At 64.6% G+C, this 14,186-nt stretch carries 12 protein-coding genes; 8 read left to right on the top strand and 4 right to left on the bottom strand.

Going from position 1 to position 14,186, the window contains the following annotated elements:
- From X726_RS151115 to X726_RS151130, 4 genes are all read left to right on the top strand, one after another.
- On the top strand, window positions 1-2,727 hold a 2,727-nt coding region (locus X726_RS151115), incomplete at its 5' end, for a YadA-like family protein (RefSeq protein WP_023670758.1).
- A gap of 9 nt (window positions 2,728-2,736) precedes the next feature.
- On the top strand, window positions 2,737-3,312 hold the full coding sequence (locus X726_RS151120; RefSeq protein WP_023670757.1) for an invasion associated locus B family protein: 576 nt from the start codon (window positions 2,737-2,739) through the stop codon (window positions 3,310-3,312).
- Between the two features lie 13 nt (window positions 3,313-3,325).
- Window positions 3,326-4,021, top strand: coding sequence for a hypothetical protein (locus tag X726_RS151125; RefSeq protein ID WP_023670756.1), 696 nt, complete (start codon window positions 3,326-3,328; stop codon window positions 4,019-4,021).
- Complete coding sequence (locus X726_RS151130) at window positions 4,018-4,494, top strand: DUF4189 domain-containing protein (protein WP_023670755.1); 477 nt, start codon at window positions 4,018-4,020, stop codon at window positions 4,492-4,494. The genes X726_RS151125 and X726_RS151130 overlap by 4 nt, the downstream gene beginning before the upstream one ends.
- A gap of 4 nt (window positions 4,495-4,498) precedes the next feature.
- Here the strand turns inward: X726_RS151130 and X726_RS151135 are convergent, their stop codons facing one another.
- Together X726_RS151135 and X726_RS151140 are read right to left on the bottom strand one after the other, a co-directional pair.
- Window positions 4,499-5,368: an aldose 1-epimerase gene (locus X726_RS151135; protein WP_023670754.1), complete on the bottom strand. Its 870-nt coding sequence runs from the start codon at window positions 5,366-5,368 to the stop codon at window positions 4,499-4,501.
- A 71-nt stretch (window positions 5,369-5,439) separates the two neighbouring features.
- Entirely contained in the window at window positions 5,440-6,990 is a 1,551-nt protein-coding gene (locus X726_RS151140; RefSeq protein ID WP_023670753.1) for a helicase HerA-like C-terminal domain-containing protein, read from the bottom strand.
- Between the two features lie 349 nt (window positions 6,991-7,339).
- On the opposite strand from X726_RS151140, the gene X726_RS151145 reads away from it, so the two are divergent.
- From X726_RS151145 to X726_RS151155, 3 genes are all read left to right on the top strand, one after another.
- Complete coding sequence (locus tag X726_RS151145) at window positions 7,340-8,782, top strand: methylmalonyl-CoA mutase subunit beta (RefSeq protein WP_023670752.1); 1,443 nt, start codon at window positions 7,340-7,342, stop codon at window positions 8,780-8,782.
- Window positions 8,779-10,899, top strand: a complete 2,121-nt coding sequence (gene scpA, locus X726_RS151150; protein WP_023670751.1) for a methylmalonyl-CoA mutase — start codon at window positions 8,779-8,781, stop codon at window positions 10,897-10,899. The genes X726_RS151145 and scpA overlap by 4 nt, the downstream gene beginning before the upstream one ends.
- Before the next feature lie 64 nt (window positions 10,900-10,963).
- The gene (locus X726_RS151155) at window positions 10,964-11,200 is read left to right on the top strand and encodes an AbrB/MazE/SpoVT family DNA-binding domain-containing protein (protein ID WP_023670750.1); all 237 of its coding nucleotides are present in this window, start codon (window positions 10,964-10,966) and stop codon (window positions 11,198-11,200) included.
- A gap of 7 nt (window positions 11,201-11,207) precedes the next feature.
- Here the strand turns inward: X726_RS151155 and greA are convergent, their stop codons facing one another.
- Window positions 11,208-11,681, bottom strand: coding sequence for a transcription elongation factor GreA (gene greA, locus X726_RS151160; RefSeq protein WP_023670749.1), 474 nt, complete (start codon window positions 11,679-11,681; stop codon window positions 11,208-11,210).
- Window positions 11,682-11,820: 139 nt separating this feature from the next.
- Between greA and X726_RS151165 the strand changes: the two genes are divergently transcribed.
- A complete protein-coding gene (locus X726_RS151165) occupies window positions 11,821-13,176 on the top strand; it encodes a TIGR03808 family TAT-translocated repetitive protein (RefSeq protein WP_023670748.1) in 1,356 nt (451 codons plus the stop codon).
- On the opposite strand, the gene X726_RS151170 is transcribed toward X726_RS151165, so the two are convergent.
- Window positions 13,169-14,173 (bottom strand): asparaginase, encoded by a 1,005-nt coding sequence (locus tag X726_RS151170; protein WP_023670747.1) that lies wholly within the window; start codon window positions 14,171-14,173, stop codon window positions 13,169-13,171. The genes X726_RS151165 and X726_RS151170 overlap by 8 nt on opposite strands.
- Between the last annotated feature and the right edge of the window lie 13 nt (window positions 14,174-14,186).

The raw sequence follows: 14,186 nt of genomic DNA, 5'->3' as shown, positions 1-14,186 counted from the left end.
ACCAACCAGCAGGTGACGCAGAACACGACGGCCATCGCCGCCAACACCGCCGACATCACCAATCTCGGCAACACGATCAACAGCATCAGCACCGGTGGCGGCATCAAGTATTTCCACGCCAATTCGACGGCGGCGGACTCGTCCGCAACGGGCACGGACTCCGTTGCTATCGGACCAGTCGCGACCGCGACGGGGACAAACGCCATCGCGGCCGGCACCAATTCGAGCGCCTCCGACGCCAACGCCTCGGCCTTCGGCAGCGGCGCCGTCGCATCGGCGCTTGACGCAACGGCGATGGGATACATCTCCAAGGCCTCGGGCCAATACAGCACCGCCGTCGGTGCCAACGCCAATGCCACAGCCACGTCCAGCACCGCGATCGGCCAGAACGCGTTTGCAACCGCCTTTCAAGCGACCGCTCTCGGCGTAGGAGCGAATGCCGGCGCCCAGAATGCAATCGCGCTGGGCGCCCTCGCGAACGCCAGCAACGCCGGCGACGTGGCGCTCGGCTCGGGCTCGGTAACCGCCGCGGCGGTCGGCACCGCCGGCACGACGATCGGCGGCGTCCCCTACAACTTCCCCGGCACNGGCGGCGTCGCCTACAACTTCGCCGGCACGACGCCGGCAAGCACCGTCAGCGTCGGCGCGGTCGGCGCGGAACGCACCATCACCAATGTCGCGGCGGGCCGGCTCAGCAATTCGTCGACCGACGCGATCAACGGCTCGCAGCTCTTCGCCACCAACCAGCAGGTGACGCAGAATACGACCGACATCGCCGCCAACACCGCCGACATCACCAATCTCGGCAACACGATCAACAGCATCAGCACGGGCGGCGGCATCAAGTATTTCCACGCCAATTCGACGCTGGCGGATTCGCAGGCGCTGGGGACGGATTCCGTTGCCATCGGCCCGAATGCTGTGGCCAACAATGCCGGCGACGTGGCGATCGGCGCGAATGCGGTGTCGACCGCGACCACGGCGGTCGGCGGCACCACGATCGGCGGCGTTGCCTACACCTTCGCCGGCGCGACGCCCGCGGGTGCATTCTCGGTCGGCTCGGTGGGCGCCGAACGCCAGATCCAGAACGTCGCGGCCGGGCAGTTGAGCAACTCCTCGACCGATGCGGTCAACGGCTCGCAGCTGTTTGCGACCAACCAGCAGGTGACGCAGAACACCACCGATATCGCTGCCAATACTGCTGACATCACCAATCTCGGCAATTCGATCAGCAATATTACCGGCGACACCTCGCTGGCCTACACCGACGCCAATGGCGACGGCATCCGCTATGTGCGCACCAACGACAGGACGCTTGCCGTCGCGGACTCCTTCGCGCAAGGGATCGGCTCTTCCGCCCTGGGCTACCAGGCGACCGCGAGCGCCGACAATGCGCTGGCGCTCGGCCGCGACACCCAGGCCAGCGTCATCGGCGGCGTGGCGCTCGGCGCCGGCTCGGTTTCGGATCGGGCGGTCGCACCCGTATCGGGATCGATCCTCTCGGGCACCGGCCTCATTCCCTACAACACCGCGGACATGAGCCTGCTCGGCGCCGTCTCGGTCGGCACCTCCACCTCCTATCGCCAGATCATCAACGTGGCCGACGGCACGCAGGACCAGGACGCGGTCACGCTTCGCCAGTTGAAGGGCGCGCTGAGCTCGTTCGCGGTGACGGGGAGCCTGTACTTCCACGCCAATTCGACGGCCGCGGATTCGCTTGCGGTCGGCGTCGATTCGGTTGCGGTCGGTCCGCGCACCACCGTCAATGGCGACAATGGCATCGGCATCGGCAATGGCGCCATCGTGCAGCAGACGGCGCCGGGAGGCATTGCGATCGGCCAGAACTCGACCGTCAACCAGGCCGACAGTATCGCCCTCGGCACCAACGCGACCACCAACGGAGCGCAGGCGGTGGCGCTCGGCGCCGGCGCAAAGGCCAACGAGCCGGGCAGCGTCGCGCTCGGCGCGGGCTCGACGACGGCGGCGGCGGTCGCCACCACCGGCACCACGATCAACGGCGTTGCCTATACTTTCGCCGGAGCAGCTCCGACGAGCACGGTCAGCGTCGGCACCGTCGGCAACGAGCGCACCGTCACCAATGTCGCGGCGGGCCGGATCAGCGGCACCTCCACCGACGCCATCAACGGCAGCCAGCTCTTCGCCACCAACCAGGCGGTCGAAGCCATGCAGGGTAGCGTCGGCGACCTCAACCAGTTCGCCGTCCAGTACGACAAGGACGGGAACGGCAACAAGTCCAACTCGATTACCCTTGCCGGCGGCGACCCGAACACGCCGGTCGTCATCCACAATGTCGGGGCGGGCGTTGCAAACACCGATGCCGTCAATGTTCAGCAGTTCAACAGCGGGTTAGCACTCAACCTGGACAATTCGAAGAACTACACCAACCAGGTGGCGGCCACCACGCTGCAGCAAGCCAATGCGTATGCGGACTCCAAACTCAGCCAGCTCAACATGGACATGGGAGAGGTCAGGGGCGAGGCGCGCCAGGCTGCGGCAATCGGCTTGGCGGCCGGCTCGCTGCGCTACGACGATCGTCCCGGCAAGCTGAGCGTGGCCGCCGGCGGAGGCTATTGGCGCGGTGAAGGCGCCCTGGCCTTCGGCGCCGGCTACACCAGCGAGGAAGGACGTGTTCGAGCGAACCTGTCCGGTACGACGGCAGGCGGACACTGGGGTGTCGGCGCGGGCGTCAGTCTTACGCTGAACTAGAGCCCGGCCATGATCAGGCAGGCAGTCCTTGCTGTCGCGATATCCATGACGTCAATGCTCCTGTCCGGCCCGTTAGCGGCCGGGCAGGAAGCGATCCCTTCCGGCTACAGGGTAAAACCTTCCGACGTAGCGATCCCTGCGGATGCGAAGCTTGGCGAGTATCAACGGACCACCCGTCCGTTCGAGAACTGGACGCTGATCTGCGACGAGAACCTGAAGGCGCGCCAAAAGGTCTGCAATGTCACCCAGATCATCGAGGACCAGGCAGGACAGGTTGCGTTCAGCTGGTCGCTTGCCGCCACCAAGGAAGGCAACCCCTACATGATCTTGCGCGCCCCGCCGATCGCCAAGAGCGACGCTCCTGTCTCGCTGACGTTCGAGGGGCGCAAGGAGCCGATAAAAATTCAACTCGACGGATGCAATCAGGCCGTCTGCGTCGGCATGCTGCCGGTTGGTCCGATCATGCGCGAACAGATTTCGAAGGCCGCGGCATCCGTCATCTCCTTTCCGACCACGGATGGCAGAACGATCAACGTAACCGCGACCCTCAAGGGCTTGGCCGCGGCCGTTGCGGCGATCAATTGACGAGGCAATCGCGATGAACCAGCAATCGATCCATGACCGGATAATGGCCCGCAACCAGGGAAAGGATGCTGTCCGGGTCGGCATCGAAGACCGGAGCAGACCGCAACGAAACCGCGCGAGGACCGCTGTCTTCTCGTTGCTCGCCATTGCCGTCGTCGCCACGGCCGGCTTCGCGGCCATGCGCTACGACCTGCTCCACAATTTATTGCCGCAGCCGGCGGTCGCGGAGACCAACCAGCCCAATCCGGCCCTGGCCGAGACGCCATTTCTGCAACACGCCAAAGAGGCAGGCTTGCAGTCTTGTTCCAACATTTTCCCAGCCCTTGGGCAGATGCTGACAACCGGCACGACGTACAGCGTCCAGTCGATCTGGAACAACGAGGCCCCCGACAAACACCTCATGGAAGCCCTGGTCGGCATGAACTACGCCACACAGGGCTACAGCGGCCCGGCGGCAGGCCTGGTGTTCGCGGCACCCACCGCAACCGTTTGCGAAGGTACGATGGTCAGGGTGGCGCCATTCGCGGCCAATTGCGCCGATGTTCCGGCCCTGCTTCCGAAAGACAGCAAGCTTGCCAACAATCTTGGACAAATCAGCGTCTACGAACTGGCCAATGGAGGGGGCAACGCGATGCTGCTGCCAACCGGCAACAGCTGCGTCGTCATTTCCGTGGCCTCGGCAGCAGGAAAACAAGGAGGCGTACAATGAGGGTTAATTCCGCTATTGCGGCGGTCGGCATGCTGTTGCTTTGCGCCGGGCGGCTGGGCGCGGCGGACCTCGCCCCGGCGGCGGACGTGCCCGAGCCGCCGGCCCAGGAGGAGAGAGGCATCTGGGCGGCGATCGCCTATTCGAGCCCCGACGAGAAGCACGGCTTCTTTTGGGGCGCCGACAAGCGGCAGGAGGCGATGGACATCGCGCTGAAGCATTGCCAGAACGCCGGCGGCGGCAGCTGCGCCGTGGTCAGCGTATTCCGCAATCATCGCCATTGGCATGATGACGACAATACCGGCTTTCCCTACAAGCATTGCGGCGCCCTCGCCGTAGGCGAGAAGCCGGAAGGTCGGCTGACCAGTTGGGGCGCCGAGACGGCGCAAACACGCCGGGATGCCGAAGACCTGACACTGCAGGCGTGCGAGCGGAACGGACAAAAATGCAAGATCCGCGAGTGGGTGTGCACATGACGCATCAGAGCGAAGCAGCGGAACGCCAATCGAGGCGCATGCTTGCACTCAGCGTAGCGCCGTGCTCAAGCGGGGTCAGCCCTTTGCCGTGATGCGCATCGACGGTATGCGACACCGGCTCGAAGCAGAAGAAATCGGCATCCTGCGACGGCGAATAGAGGATGAAGACGTCGAGCAATGGCGAGGCGGTGAGCGAGATGGCGATCCTGTCCTCGGGCCGGGTGATCCTGGCGCGGCGGTCCCAGCCGTCGAAGGCGTTGTTGACCCAGCTTCGCGGCAACAGGGAGGCGTTCGAGAAATTCCACGCGGGGTAATCGGCCACCGGCGCCACGCCGACCGGCAGATGATGCTTGTCCTCCAGCCAGACCCGCGCCGCCTTCGCCTTGAGCGTCGTTCCGGCGCTGCGCGGGAACCAGGGATGAAAGCCGAGCCCGTAAGGCAGGCGAATGCCGGTGCGATTCTCCACGGTGAGCGTGGCGTCCAAGGCTCCGTCATGCAGCGCATAGGCGACCCGCGCCGTATATCGGTAGGGGCCGATTTCACCGGCGTCGAGGACCAGTTCCGCCTCGGTGGCGCTGTGGCTGGCAATCCGCCACTCCCTCTGGAAGCCGTCGCCATGGATTGGAAAGGCCTCCCCCGGCACGTTCGGCTCGATCGCATGGAAGCGGCCGTCGAAGGCGAAACCGCCGCCTGAGATGCGGTTCGACCAGGGAACCAGAAGCTGGCAGCCGGAGGCGCCGGTGCCATCGTCGGGGCGGAGCAGCGGCACCGTTGCGCCGCCGACCAGTGCATCGAAGCGGGCGATCGCCGCGCCCTTTTGCGGCGCCAGGACCAGACGGGCGCGGTCGTCGCGCAGTTCCGGGAGGCCGGCCATCCCTTACCAACCGCCGTCGATGGCGATATTTTGGCCGCTGATCATGTCCGAGGCGGGCTGGCCGACACTTTTCACCGCCCCCTGGACAGGCTGCCCAGAATCCCGCGCACGATCGCGCGGCCGACCGACGAGCCGACCGAACGCACGACAGCCTTGATCGCGGCTTCGGCCACCGTCTGGCGGTTGGACGGCCTTGGCGCAGGGGGCCGGCGACCGCCTGATTGCTGCGGCGGCGAATCGTCATTGCCGAAGCCGGGGATGGTCCAGCGTGAGCGGCCGCTGTCGGCCGGCTGTGCCTGTTCTTCCGCCTCCTGCGCGCCCACGGCTTTCTTCTGCAGCATCTCGAAGGCCGATTCGCGGTCGATGGTCTGGTCGTACTGGCCCGCGACCGGGCTCTGGTCGATCAGCTTGCGGCGCTCGTCCGCCGTGATCGGGCCAAGCCTGGACGACGGCGGCCGGATCAATGTCCGCTGCACCATGGACGGCACGCCCTTGGCTTCCAGCGTCGAGACCAGCGCCTCGCCGGTGCCGAGCTGGGTGATGGCGGTGGCGCAGTCGAAATCGGGATTGGGCCGGAAGGTGTCGGCGGCGGTCTTGACCGCCTGCTGCTCACGCGGCGTATAGGCGCGCAGCGCGTGCTGGACACGATTACCGAGCTGGGCGAGAACCTTTTCAGGGATATCCAAGGGGTTCTGCGTGACGAAATAGACGCCGACGCCTTTCGAGCGGATCAAGCGAACCACCTGCTCGACGCGGTCGATCAGCACCTTCGGCGCTTCGTCGAAAAGCAGATGCGCCTCGTCGAAGAAGAACACCAGCTTCGGCCTGTCGGGATCGCCAACCTCGGGCAATTCCTCAAACAGCTCCGACATCAGCCAGAGCAGGAAGGTGGCGTAGAGCCTGGGGTTCATCATCAGTCTGTCGGCGGCAAGCACGCTGATGGCGCCACGGCCGTCGCGGGTAGTGCGCATGATGTCGGCGATGCGCAAGGCCGGTTCGCCGAAGAAATGCGCCGCGCCCTGCTGTTCCAGCACCAGAAGCGTGCGCTGGATTGCGCCGACCGACGGCTTGGTGACATTGCCGTAGCGCGAGCTGATCTCGTCGGCGCGCTCGGCGATGTTGGCCAGCAGCGCCTGCAGATCCTTCATGTCGAGCAGCAGCAGGCCATCCTCATCGGCGATGCGGAAGGCGATGTTCATGATGCCTTCCTGCGCTTCGGAGAGGTTCATCAGCCGCGACAGAAGCAGCGGCCCCATTTCCGAGACGGTGGCGCGGATCGGGTGACCCTGCTCGCCGAACAGATCCCAGAAGATGACCGGGAATTCCTGGAAATCATAGGGATCGAGCTTGACCTGCTCGGCCCGCTTGACCAGGAAATCCTGCGCCTTGCCCATCATGGCGATGCCGGACAGGTCGCCCTTGATATCGGCGCAGAACACAGGCACGCCGGCATTGGAAAACCCCTCGGCCAGGATCTGCAGGCTAACCGTCTTGCCGGTGCCGGTGGCGCCGGTGATCAGGCCATGGCGGTTGCCATATTGCAGCAAGAGCTGTTCGGCGCGCTGATAGCTGTCGTCGGGCTTGCGGCTGGCGCCGAGGAAAATGCTGGTGTCGTCAGCCATATGGCCATGTCTCCGCAAACTGATGTGTTAAAAGCCTGTGGCCGTGCCGCAGGGTATAGTCAGGCCATTGCGCAGCGACAATGCTATTCTCCAATTGGGCTATCCATCCAGTTGGCTATTCATCCAGATTGGGCCAATCGTCTAAATTGAACCAATCCTCCAAATCGGTTTTTTGGAGCTTGCGGATTTTGCCGCTGTTTGGCAATCGTTCATGGTTCGTCCACGCAGGCTGCCCTATGTCAGGGAAGCGAATCCCAACCGCGCAAGCGCATTGCATTGCGATATCTGGCAGGGAACCGTAGACTGGACGGCTGACGCTGGTGCGGCCGCATAAAAACGAGGAGCATGGATGGGCGCCGGAGCCTTGACCAGGAGTGTCGAACCCGCTGACGTCGAGCGCCAGCGTTGGCTGGCCTTGGCCGAAAAGGCGCTCGCCGGCGCCTCCTTCGAGGAAAAACTAGTCTCGCATACCGACGATCAGATTCGCATCGAACCGCTCTACGATCGCGCCGGCGGCGCCGAGCCGCTTGTGCGCGCCAACCCCAAATTTCCCTGGATTGTCAGCCAGCGCATTGACGATCCCGATATCGGCCGCGCCAAGGCGCAGGCCCTGGACGATGTGGCACAAGGCGCGACGGGATTGTCGCTTGTCTTCGAAGGTGCTCCGAATGCGTTCGGCTATGGCCTGCCGAGGACGGCGCAGGCGCTGGAGACGGTGCTGGACGGCGTACCGCTAAACCGCACGCAGATCCGCATCGACGCCCATCCCTGGAGCCGTGCCGTTGCCGACTGGCTGGTGGCGTTCCTGAGCAAGCGCCGCTCCGACCCGGCAAAGCTGAACCTCTCCTTCGGCATCGACCCGGCGGCAATCTTTGCCGGAACCGGCCGGCTGCGCATGTCGATCGAGGCGTTGCAGGCATCGATGCCGCAATCACTGGCGCATTTCTTCTCGCTGGGCGTGCCGGGTGTGCTGCTGGAGGCGGATGGGCGAGTGTTCCACAATGCCGGCGCCACGGAGGCGCAGGAACTCGGCACCATGCTCGCTTCCGCCGTCTCCTACCTCAGGATGTTCGAGGATGCGCGCCAGCCGCTTGTCTATGCCGCTCCCCATATCGGCTTTGCGCTGAGCGTCGACCAGGACCAGTTCCTGTCGATGGCCAAGGTCCGGGCGTTGCGCAGGCTGTGGGCGCGCATCCAGGAAACCTGTTCCATCCCGGCATCGACAGCCAACATCCATGCCGAGACGTCGTTCCGCATGATGACGGCGGCGGATGCCGAAACCAACATCCTGCGCACCACCATCGCAAGCTTTGCAGCGGCAGCAGGCGGCGCGGACTCAATCTCCATCCTGCCACACACCATCGCCCTCGGGCTGCCGGCCGGCTTTGCCCGCCGCATCGCCCGCAATGCGCAGTTGATCATGGCCAATGAAAGCCATATCGACCATGTCGCCGACCCAGCATTTGGGTCGGGCGCAGTCGAGGCGCTGACCCTGGGCCTGTGCGAAGCGGCGTGGGAAGAGTTCCAGCGGATCGAAGCGGAAGGCAGCGTTCTGGCAAGCCTGCAGCAAGGGCATATCCAGAAGCGCGTGAAGGCAGCATCCGAGCGCCGCGCCGAGGCCTACCGGTCGGGTGAACGGGCAATCATCGGCACCACGCTTTACCCGCTGAAAAACGATGCCCCGATCGAGACGCTGGCGGCTGAGCGGCGGCCGCCTTTCACAGAGGGCGTGGCGGTGTGCGAGGCGCTGTTTCCCGTCCGCATCGACCAGGCAATCGGAGCCGCACAGTGATCCCGGATTTCAGCCATATTGGCTGGTCGGCGCCACGGCGAGCGCCGGTCGAGGTCAAGGGCCAGCGGCTGACGCCGGAAGGCATTGCCGTCAAGCATCTCTACAGCCAGGGCGATCTCAAGGGGCTGCCGCATCTCGACACCTATCCGGGAATGCCGCCCTTCGTGCGCGGTCCCTATCCGACCATGTATGTCCAGCAGCCGTGGACGATCCGGCAATATGCCGGCTTCTCGACGGCCGAGGAATCCAACGCCTTCTACCGGCGCAATCTCGCCGCCGGCCAAAAGGGCCTTTCGGTCGCTTTCGATCTGCCCACCCATCGCGGCTATGACAGCGACCATCCGCGCGTATCAGGCGATGTCGGCATGGCGGGCGTGGCCATCGATTCCATCCTCGACATGCGCCAGCTGTTCGACGGCATCCCGCTCGACGAAATGACGGTGTCGATGACCATGAACGGCGCGGTGCTGCCGATCATGGCGCTCTATATCGTTGCGGCCGAAGAACAAGGAGTTGCGCAGAAGGATCTCGCCGGCACCATTCAGAACGACATTCTGAAGGAGTTCATGGTCCGCAACACCTACATCTATCCGCCGAAGCCCTCGATGCGGATCGTGTCTGACATCTTCTCCTATACCTCCCAGCACATGCCGAAGTTCAATTCGATCTCGATCTCCGGCTATCACATGCAGGAGGCCGGCGCGACCGCGGACCTGGAGCTCGCCTACACCATCGCCGACGGCATCGAATATGCCCGCGCCGGCGTCGCCGCCGGGCTCGACATCGACCGTTTTGCCCCGCGGCTTTCCTTCTTCTGGGCGGTCGGCATGAACTTCTTCATGGAGATCGCCAAGCTCCGCGCGGCGCGCCTGTTGTGGGCGACCCTGATGCAGAAGAATTTTGCACCGAACGACGAACGCTCGCTGTCGCTGCGCACCCATTGCCAGACCTCCGGCTGGTCGCTGACGGCGCAGGACCCCTACAACAACATCACCCGCACCATGATCGAGGCGATGGCGGCGACGCAGGGACATACCCAGTCGCTGCACACCAACTCCTTCGACGAGGCGATGGCGCTGCCGACCGACCACTCGGCGCGCATCGCCCGCAACACGCAGTTGATCCTGCAGAAGGAATCCGGCACCACCTGCATCATCGATCCGTGGGGCGGCTCGGCCTATATCGAACGGCTGACGCACGATCTGGCGGCGCGTGCGCTCGCCCATATCGAAGAGGTCGAGGCGCTTGGCGGCATGGCGGCAGCAACCGAACAGGGCATTCCAAAACTTCGCATCGAGGAAGCGGCGGCGCGCACGCAGGCGCGTATCGATTCCGGCGAGCAGATACTGGTTGGCGTAAACGCGCATCGCCCCGAGAACGAAATCGACGTCGACGTGCTGAAGATCGACAATGCCGAGGTCAAGGCCCGGCAATTGTCGAAGCTGCAGAACCTGAAAGGCACGCGCAATGTCGGCGCGGTCGAGAGCGCGCTCGATGCGCTGACCCGCGCTGCGCAGGGTAACGAAAACCTGCTGGAATTTGCCATCCGCGCCGCGCGCGCCAATGCCACGGTCGGCGAGATCTCGCTGGCGCTCGAAAAGGTCTTTGGCCGTCACGTCGCCTCGGTGCAAACGATCTCCGGCGTTTATCGCAATGCGCTTGGCGACAATCTGACGGTCGACCGATTGCTGGAGAAGCTCGAAGCTTTCGAGAAGAAGTCCGGCGGCAAGCCGCGCATCCTGGTCGCAAAGATGGGACAGGACGGCCACGACCGTGGCCAGAAGGTGATCGCCACGGCCTTCGCCGATCTCGGCTTCGACGTGACGGTCGGCGCGATGTTCCAGACACCCGACGAGATCGCCAGGCTGGCGGTGGCGCAGGACGTCCATGTCATCGGCGCCTCATCGCTGGCGGCGGGGCACCTGACGCTGATCCCCGAACTACGCGACGCGCTGAAGAAGCTCGGCCGCAGCGACATGCTGATCGTCGCCGGCGGCGTCATCCCGCCGCAGGATTACGGCGCAGTGCTGGAAGCGGGTGCCGCGGAAATCTTCCCGCCAGGGACGGTTATCCCGGAGGCTGCGGATCGGTTGCTGGACCGGCTGCTGGCGGGCTGATTGAAACAGTTGCACTGCTTATCAAAGTTGCGTTGCAATATCGGGCGCAACCTATGGTATAGCTATGAACACCATCATTCACGGACTTGAGGACGGATCGGGCGTTGTAATCCTGCCGCGGGAAACGCTCGACAGCTTGGGCCTGCAGGTGGGCGATGAACTCCAGATCATCGAAACCGACGACGGCATCATCCTAAGGCCGGTGCCGTGTGACGACGTCGAACGGCAAATGCGTGCTGCTCGCGATGTCATGGACAAGTATGAGCCCGCGTTGCGAAAGCTGGCTGTGCAAATAGGGTGAGCTGGCGTCAGGCGTCCGACAGCTTGACGATTTCCCATTCCTTGCCGTTGACGCTTGCGACGTCGCCGACCTTCTTGCCGAACAGCGCCACGGCCATTGGCGAGACGTGTGAGATGCTGCCCTTTGAGGGGTCGGCCTCGTCCTCGCCGACGATCTTCCAGTGCACTTTCTTGCCGTCATCGCTTTCCAGCGTGACACCCATGCCGAAGCGCACCTGGTCGCTGCCCGGTTCCGGCACGGAAAGCTCGGCGCTTTCGCGGCGCGCTGTCCAGTAGCGCAGGTCGCGCGAGACGACGGCAATGCGCTCGCGATCGGCTTTTCGCTCGGCTTTCGCCAAGATGTCGCGCAGATCGGCCAGATTGTCCTCGATCATCGCCAGGCCGCGCTCCGTCACCAGATTGCGGTGTTGGCTGATCGGCCGCTCGCCGATGCCGGCAATGGCGTTTTCGCTGTCTTCCTCGCGGGTAAAAGCCCTGCTCATCGGATAAACTTAGGCCCGCTTCGGCGACTGTACAAGCCACTTGCCGGACCCGGTCATTGGCCGGACTATCGCCGAGCGGAGACCTATGCGGCTGGCCCAATTCCTGCGAAGAACCATTTCATCGCAGGGATCTGTGCCGATGTTGAACAGACGAACGCTTCTCAAGGGGACTGTCGGCTTTGCGGTGCTCGGCGTTTCGCTGGACAACGCCTTGGCGAAGACGGCAGCGCTTGGCTCGATCAACGCCGCCGAGGTCGGCGTGGAGCCGGACGCACCGGACGACCAGAGCAAGGCCTTTGCCAGGATGCTAGCCGAGGCAAGCCAGCGCAATGCGCCGGTGTTCCTGCCGCCGGGCACCTATGTCGTGTCCAACCTGACCCTGCCCGCCCGCGTCAGGCTTTCGGGCGTGCCGGGCGCCTCGCGCATCCTCTATGGCGGCAATGGCCATTTGCTGACGGCCGAACAGGCCGAGCATATAGAGTTCACCGCATTGGTCTTCGACGGCGCCAACGGCGGGTTGGCCGACGATGCGCAAGGCCTGCTCGACCTGCGCCGCGTCGCCCATCTCGTCATCGACAATTGCACGATCACCGGCAGCGGCAAGCATGGGCTGGCGCTGGAGCATGCGTCGGGCCGCGTCGAGCGCTCCGAGATTTCGGGGGCTGCGGACGCCGGCATCTACTCCGTCGAGGCCGCTGGCCTGGCGATATCCGACAACACCGTATCTGACTGTGGCAATGGCGGCATTCTTGTGCATCGCTGGCAGCAGGCCGAGGACGGCACGATCGTCAGCGGCAACCGCGTGCAGCGGATCGGCGCGCGCAGCGGCGGCACCGGGCAGAACGGCAATGGCATCAACGCATTCCGTGCCGGCAATGTCTCCGTCACCGGCAACATCGTCTCTGACTGCGCCTTCTCGGCGATCCGCGCCAACAGTTCCAGCAATCTGCAGATGACCGGCAACACCTGCTCGCGGTCGGGCGAAACCGCGCTCTATTCCGAATTCTCCTTCGAAGGCGCCATCATCGGCAACAACATCGTCGATGGTGCCGCTAACGGCATCTCGATCGTCAATTTCAACGACGGCGGCCGTATGGGTGTCTGCTCAAACAACATCGTGCGCAACCTCTCGACCACCGGCCCCTACCCCGCCGACGCGCCGGGCTTCGGCGTCGGTATCAGCGTCGAGGCCGACACCACCGTCTCGGGCAATGTCATCGAGAACGCGCCGCTCTACGGCATGCAGATCGGCTGGGGCGCTTATATGCGCAATGTTGTGGCTACGGGAAACATCATCCGTCAGGCCGGAACCGGCATCGCCGTCACTGTGGTAGAAGGCGCTGGAAACGCCATCATTTCCGACAACGTCATCGACGGCGCCAAGAACGGCGCCATCATCGGCCAGCGCTGGGCCGAACCGGCGACCGGCGACCTCGCGCGGTCAAGCGTAAGCGGCTATGCGCATCTGACGGTCGAGCGAAACAGGGTCAGCTGAGCGCCGTCGTCGGCCGCAGCGAGCCGACCTTGGCGCCGATGCGGCTTTCGATCGGCGGATTGGCCCGCTCCAGAAGGTTCGCCGCCAGTGCGCCGTCGGCGCTGAGAAGTTTTGCCAGCACAGTGGCAATCATCACCTCGGCGGCGCGGCCGGCGCCGTCATCACATTTTAGCGCGATGCCGAGGCCAAGCTCCGGAACGGCAGCGCAATAGACACCCTCGGCGCCCGTCTTGACGAATATGCGGCCGGGCGCGGCCTGCATCAGCGCCACATCCACTTTGCCGGTGCCGGCGACCAGGTAAGGCTCGGCCATACAGGCAGACAGCAGGCGTTTGGCCGCCTTGGCGCGCTCAGGGCCAAAGCTCCTGCCCGTCGCCATGCGGGCAAAGCCAAGGGCAAAACTTTTCAGCGGCACGGCATAGGTGGGGATCGAGCAGCCATCGGTTGCCCGGTGATCCGCATCGTGGGCAGCGCCGGTCACCGCCTGCATGGCGTCGCGCACCATCTCCTGCAAACCATGGCCTGCCTTGACGTAGCCTTGGTGGGCAATCCCTGAGTGCACGCAGGTGCAGAGAAATCCGGAATGCTTGCCCGAGCAATTGTTGTGCAGTGCGTTCGGCGAGACGCCTGTGCGGGCCAGTGCGATCGTCGCGTCGTGGCTCGACGGCCAATGCGCGCCGCATTCCAGCGCCGACTTGTCGAGCCCGGCCTTGGCCAGCATCGCCTGCGCCAGTTCGACATGCGTGGGTTCGCCCGAATGCGAAGCGCAGGCCAGCGCCAGTTCGCGGTCGCCCAAGCCGTACGCATCGGCAGCACCCGTTTCAACCAGCGGCAGCGCCTGGATCGCCTTGACCGCCGAGCGCGGAAACACCGGCCGCGCCGTATCGCCGATCTCCAGGACAGGCTTGCCGTCACCGTCGAAGATCGCGACAGCGCCGCGATGGGCGCTCTCGACGATCGCGCCGCGCAAGACTTCGACCAGAACCGGATTTGTCATCACCACCCCGAAA

Source organism: Mesorhizobium sp. LSJC285A00 (genome assembly GCF_000503155.1).
In the GTDB taxonomy this organism is placed as follows: domain Bacteria; phylum Pseudomonadota; class Alphaproteobacteria; order Rhizobiales; family Rhizobiaceae; genus Mesorhizobium.
Note: the sequence above shows the minus strand (reverse complement) of the source record. Positions and strands in the feature narration are given on the sequence as shown.

Excerpts from the sequence above, each read along its gene's own strand:
- X726_RS151120 (WP_023670757.1), top strand. The coding sequence starts at position 2,737 with ATGATCAGGCAGGCAGTCCTTGCTGTCGCGATATCCATGACGTCAATG.
- X726_RS151125 (WP_023670756.1), top strand. The coding sequence starts at position 3,326 with ATGAACCAGCAATCGATCCATGACCGGATAATGGCCCGCAACCAGGGA.
- X726_RS151130 (WP_023670755.1), top strand. The coding sequence starts at position 4,018 with ATGAGGGTTAATTCCGCTATTGCGGCGGTCGGCATGCTGTTGCTTTGC.
- X726_RS151135 (WP_023670754.1), bottom strand. The coding sequence starts at position 5,368 with ATGGCCGGCCTCCCGGAACTGCGCGACGACCGCGCCCGTCTGGTCCTG.
- X726_RS151140 (WP_023670753.1), bottom strand. The coding sequence starts at position 6,990 with ATGGCTGACGACACCAGCATTTTCCTCGGCGCCAGCCGCAAGCCCGAC.
- X726_RS151145 (WP_023670752.1), top strand. The coding sequence starts at position 7,340 with ATGGGCGCCGGAGCCTTGACCAGGAGTGTCGAACCCGCTGACGTCGAG.
- X726_RS151155 (WP_023670750.1), top strand. The coding sequence starts at position 10,964 with ATGAACACCATCATTCACGGACTTGAGGACGGATCGGGCGTTGTAATC.
- greA (WP_023670749.1), bottom strand. The coding sequence starts at position 11,681 with ATGAGCAGGGCTTTTACCCGCGAGGAAGACAGCGAAAACGCCATTGCC.
- X726_RS151165 (WP_023670748.1), top strand. The coding sequence starts at position 11,821 with ATGTTGAACAGACGAACGCTTCTCAAGGGGACTGTCGGCTTTGCGGTG.
- X726_RS151170 (WP_023670747.1), bottom strand. The coding sequence starts at position 14,173 with ATGACAAATCCGGTTCTGGTCGAAGTCTTGCGCGGCGCGATCGTCGAG.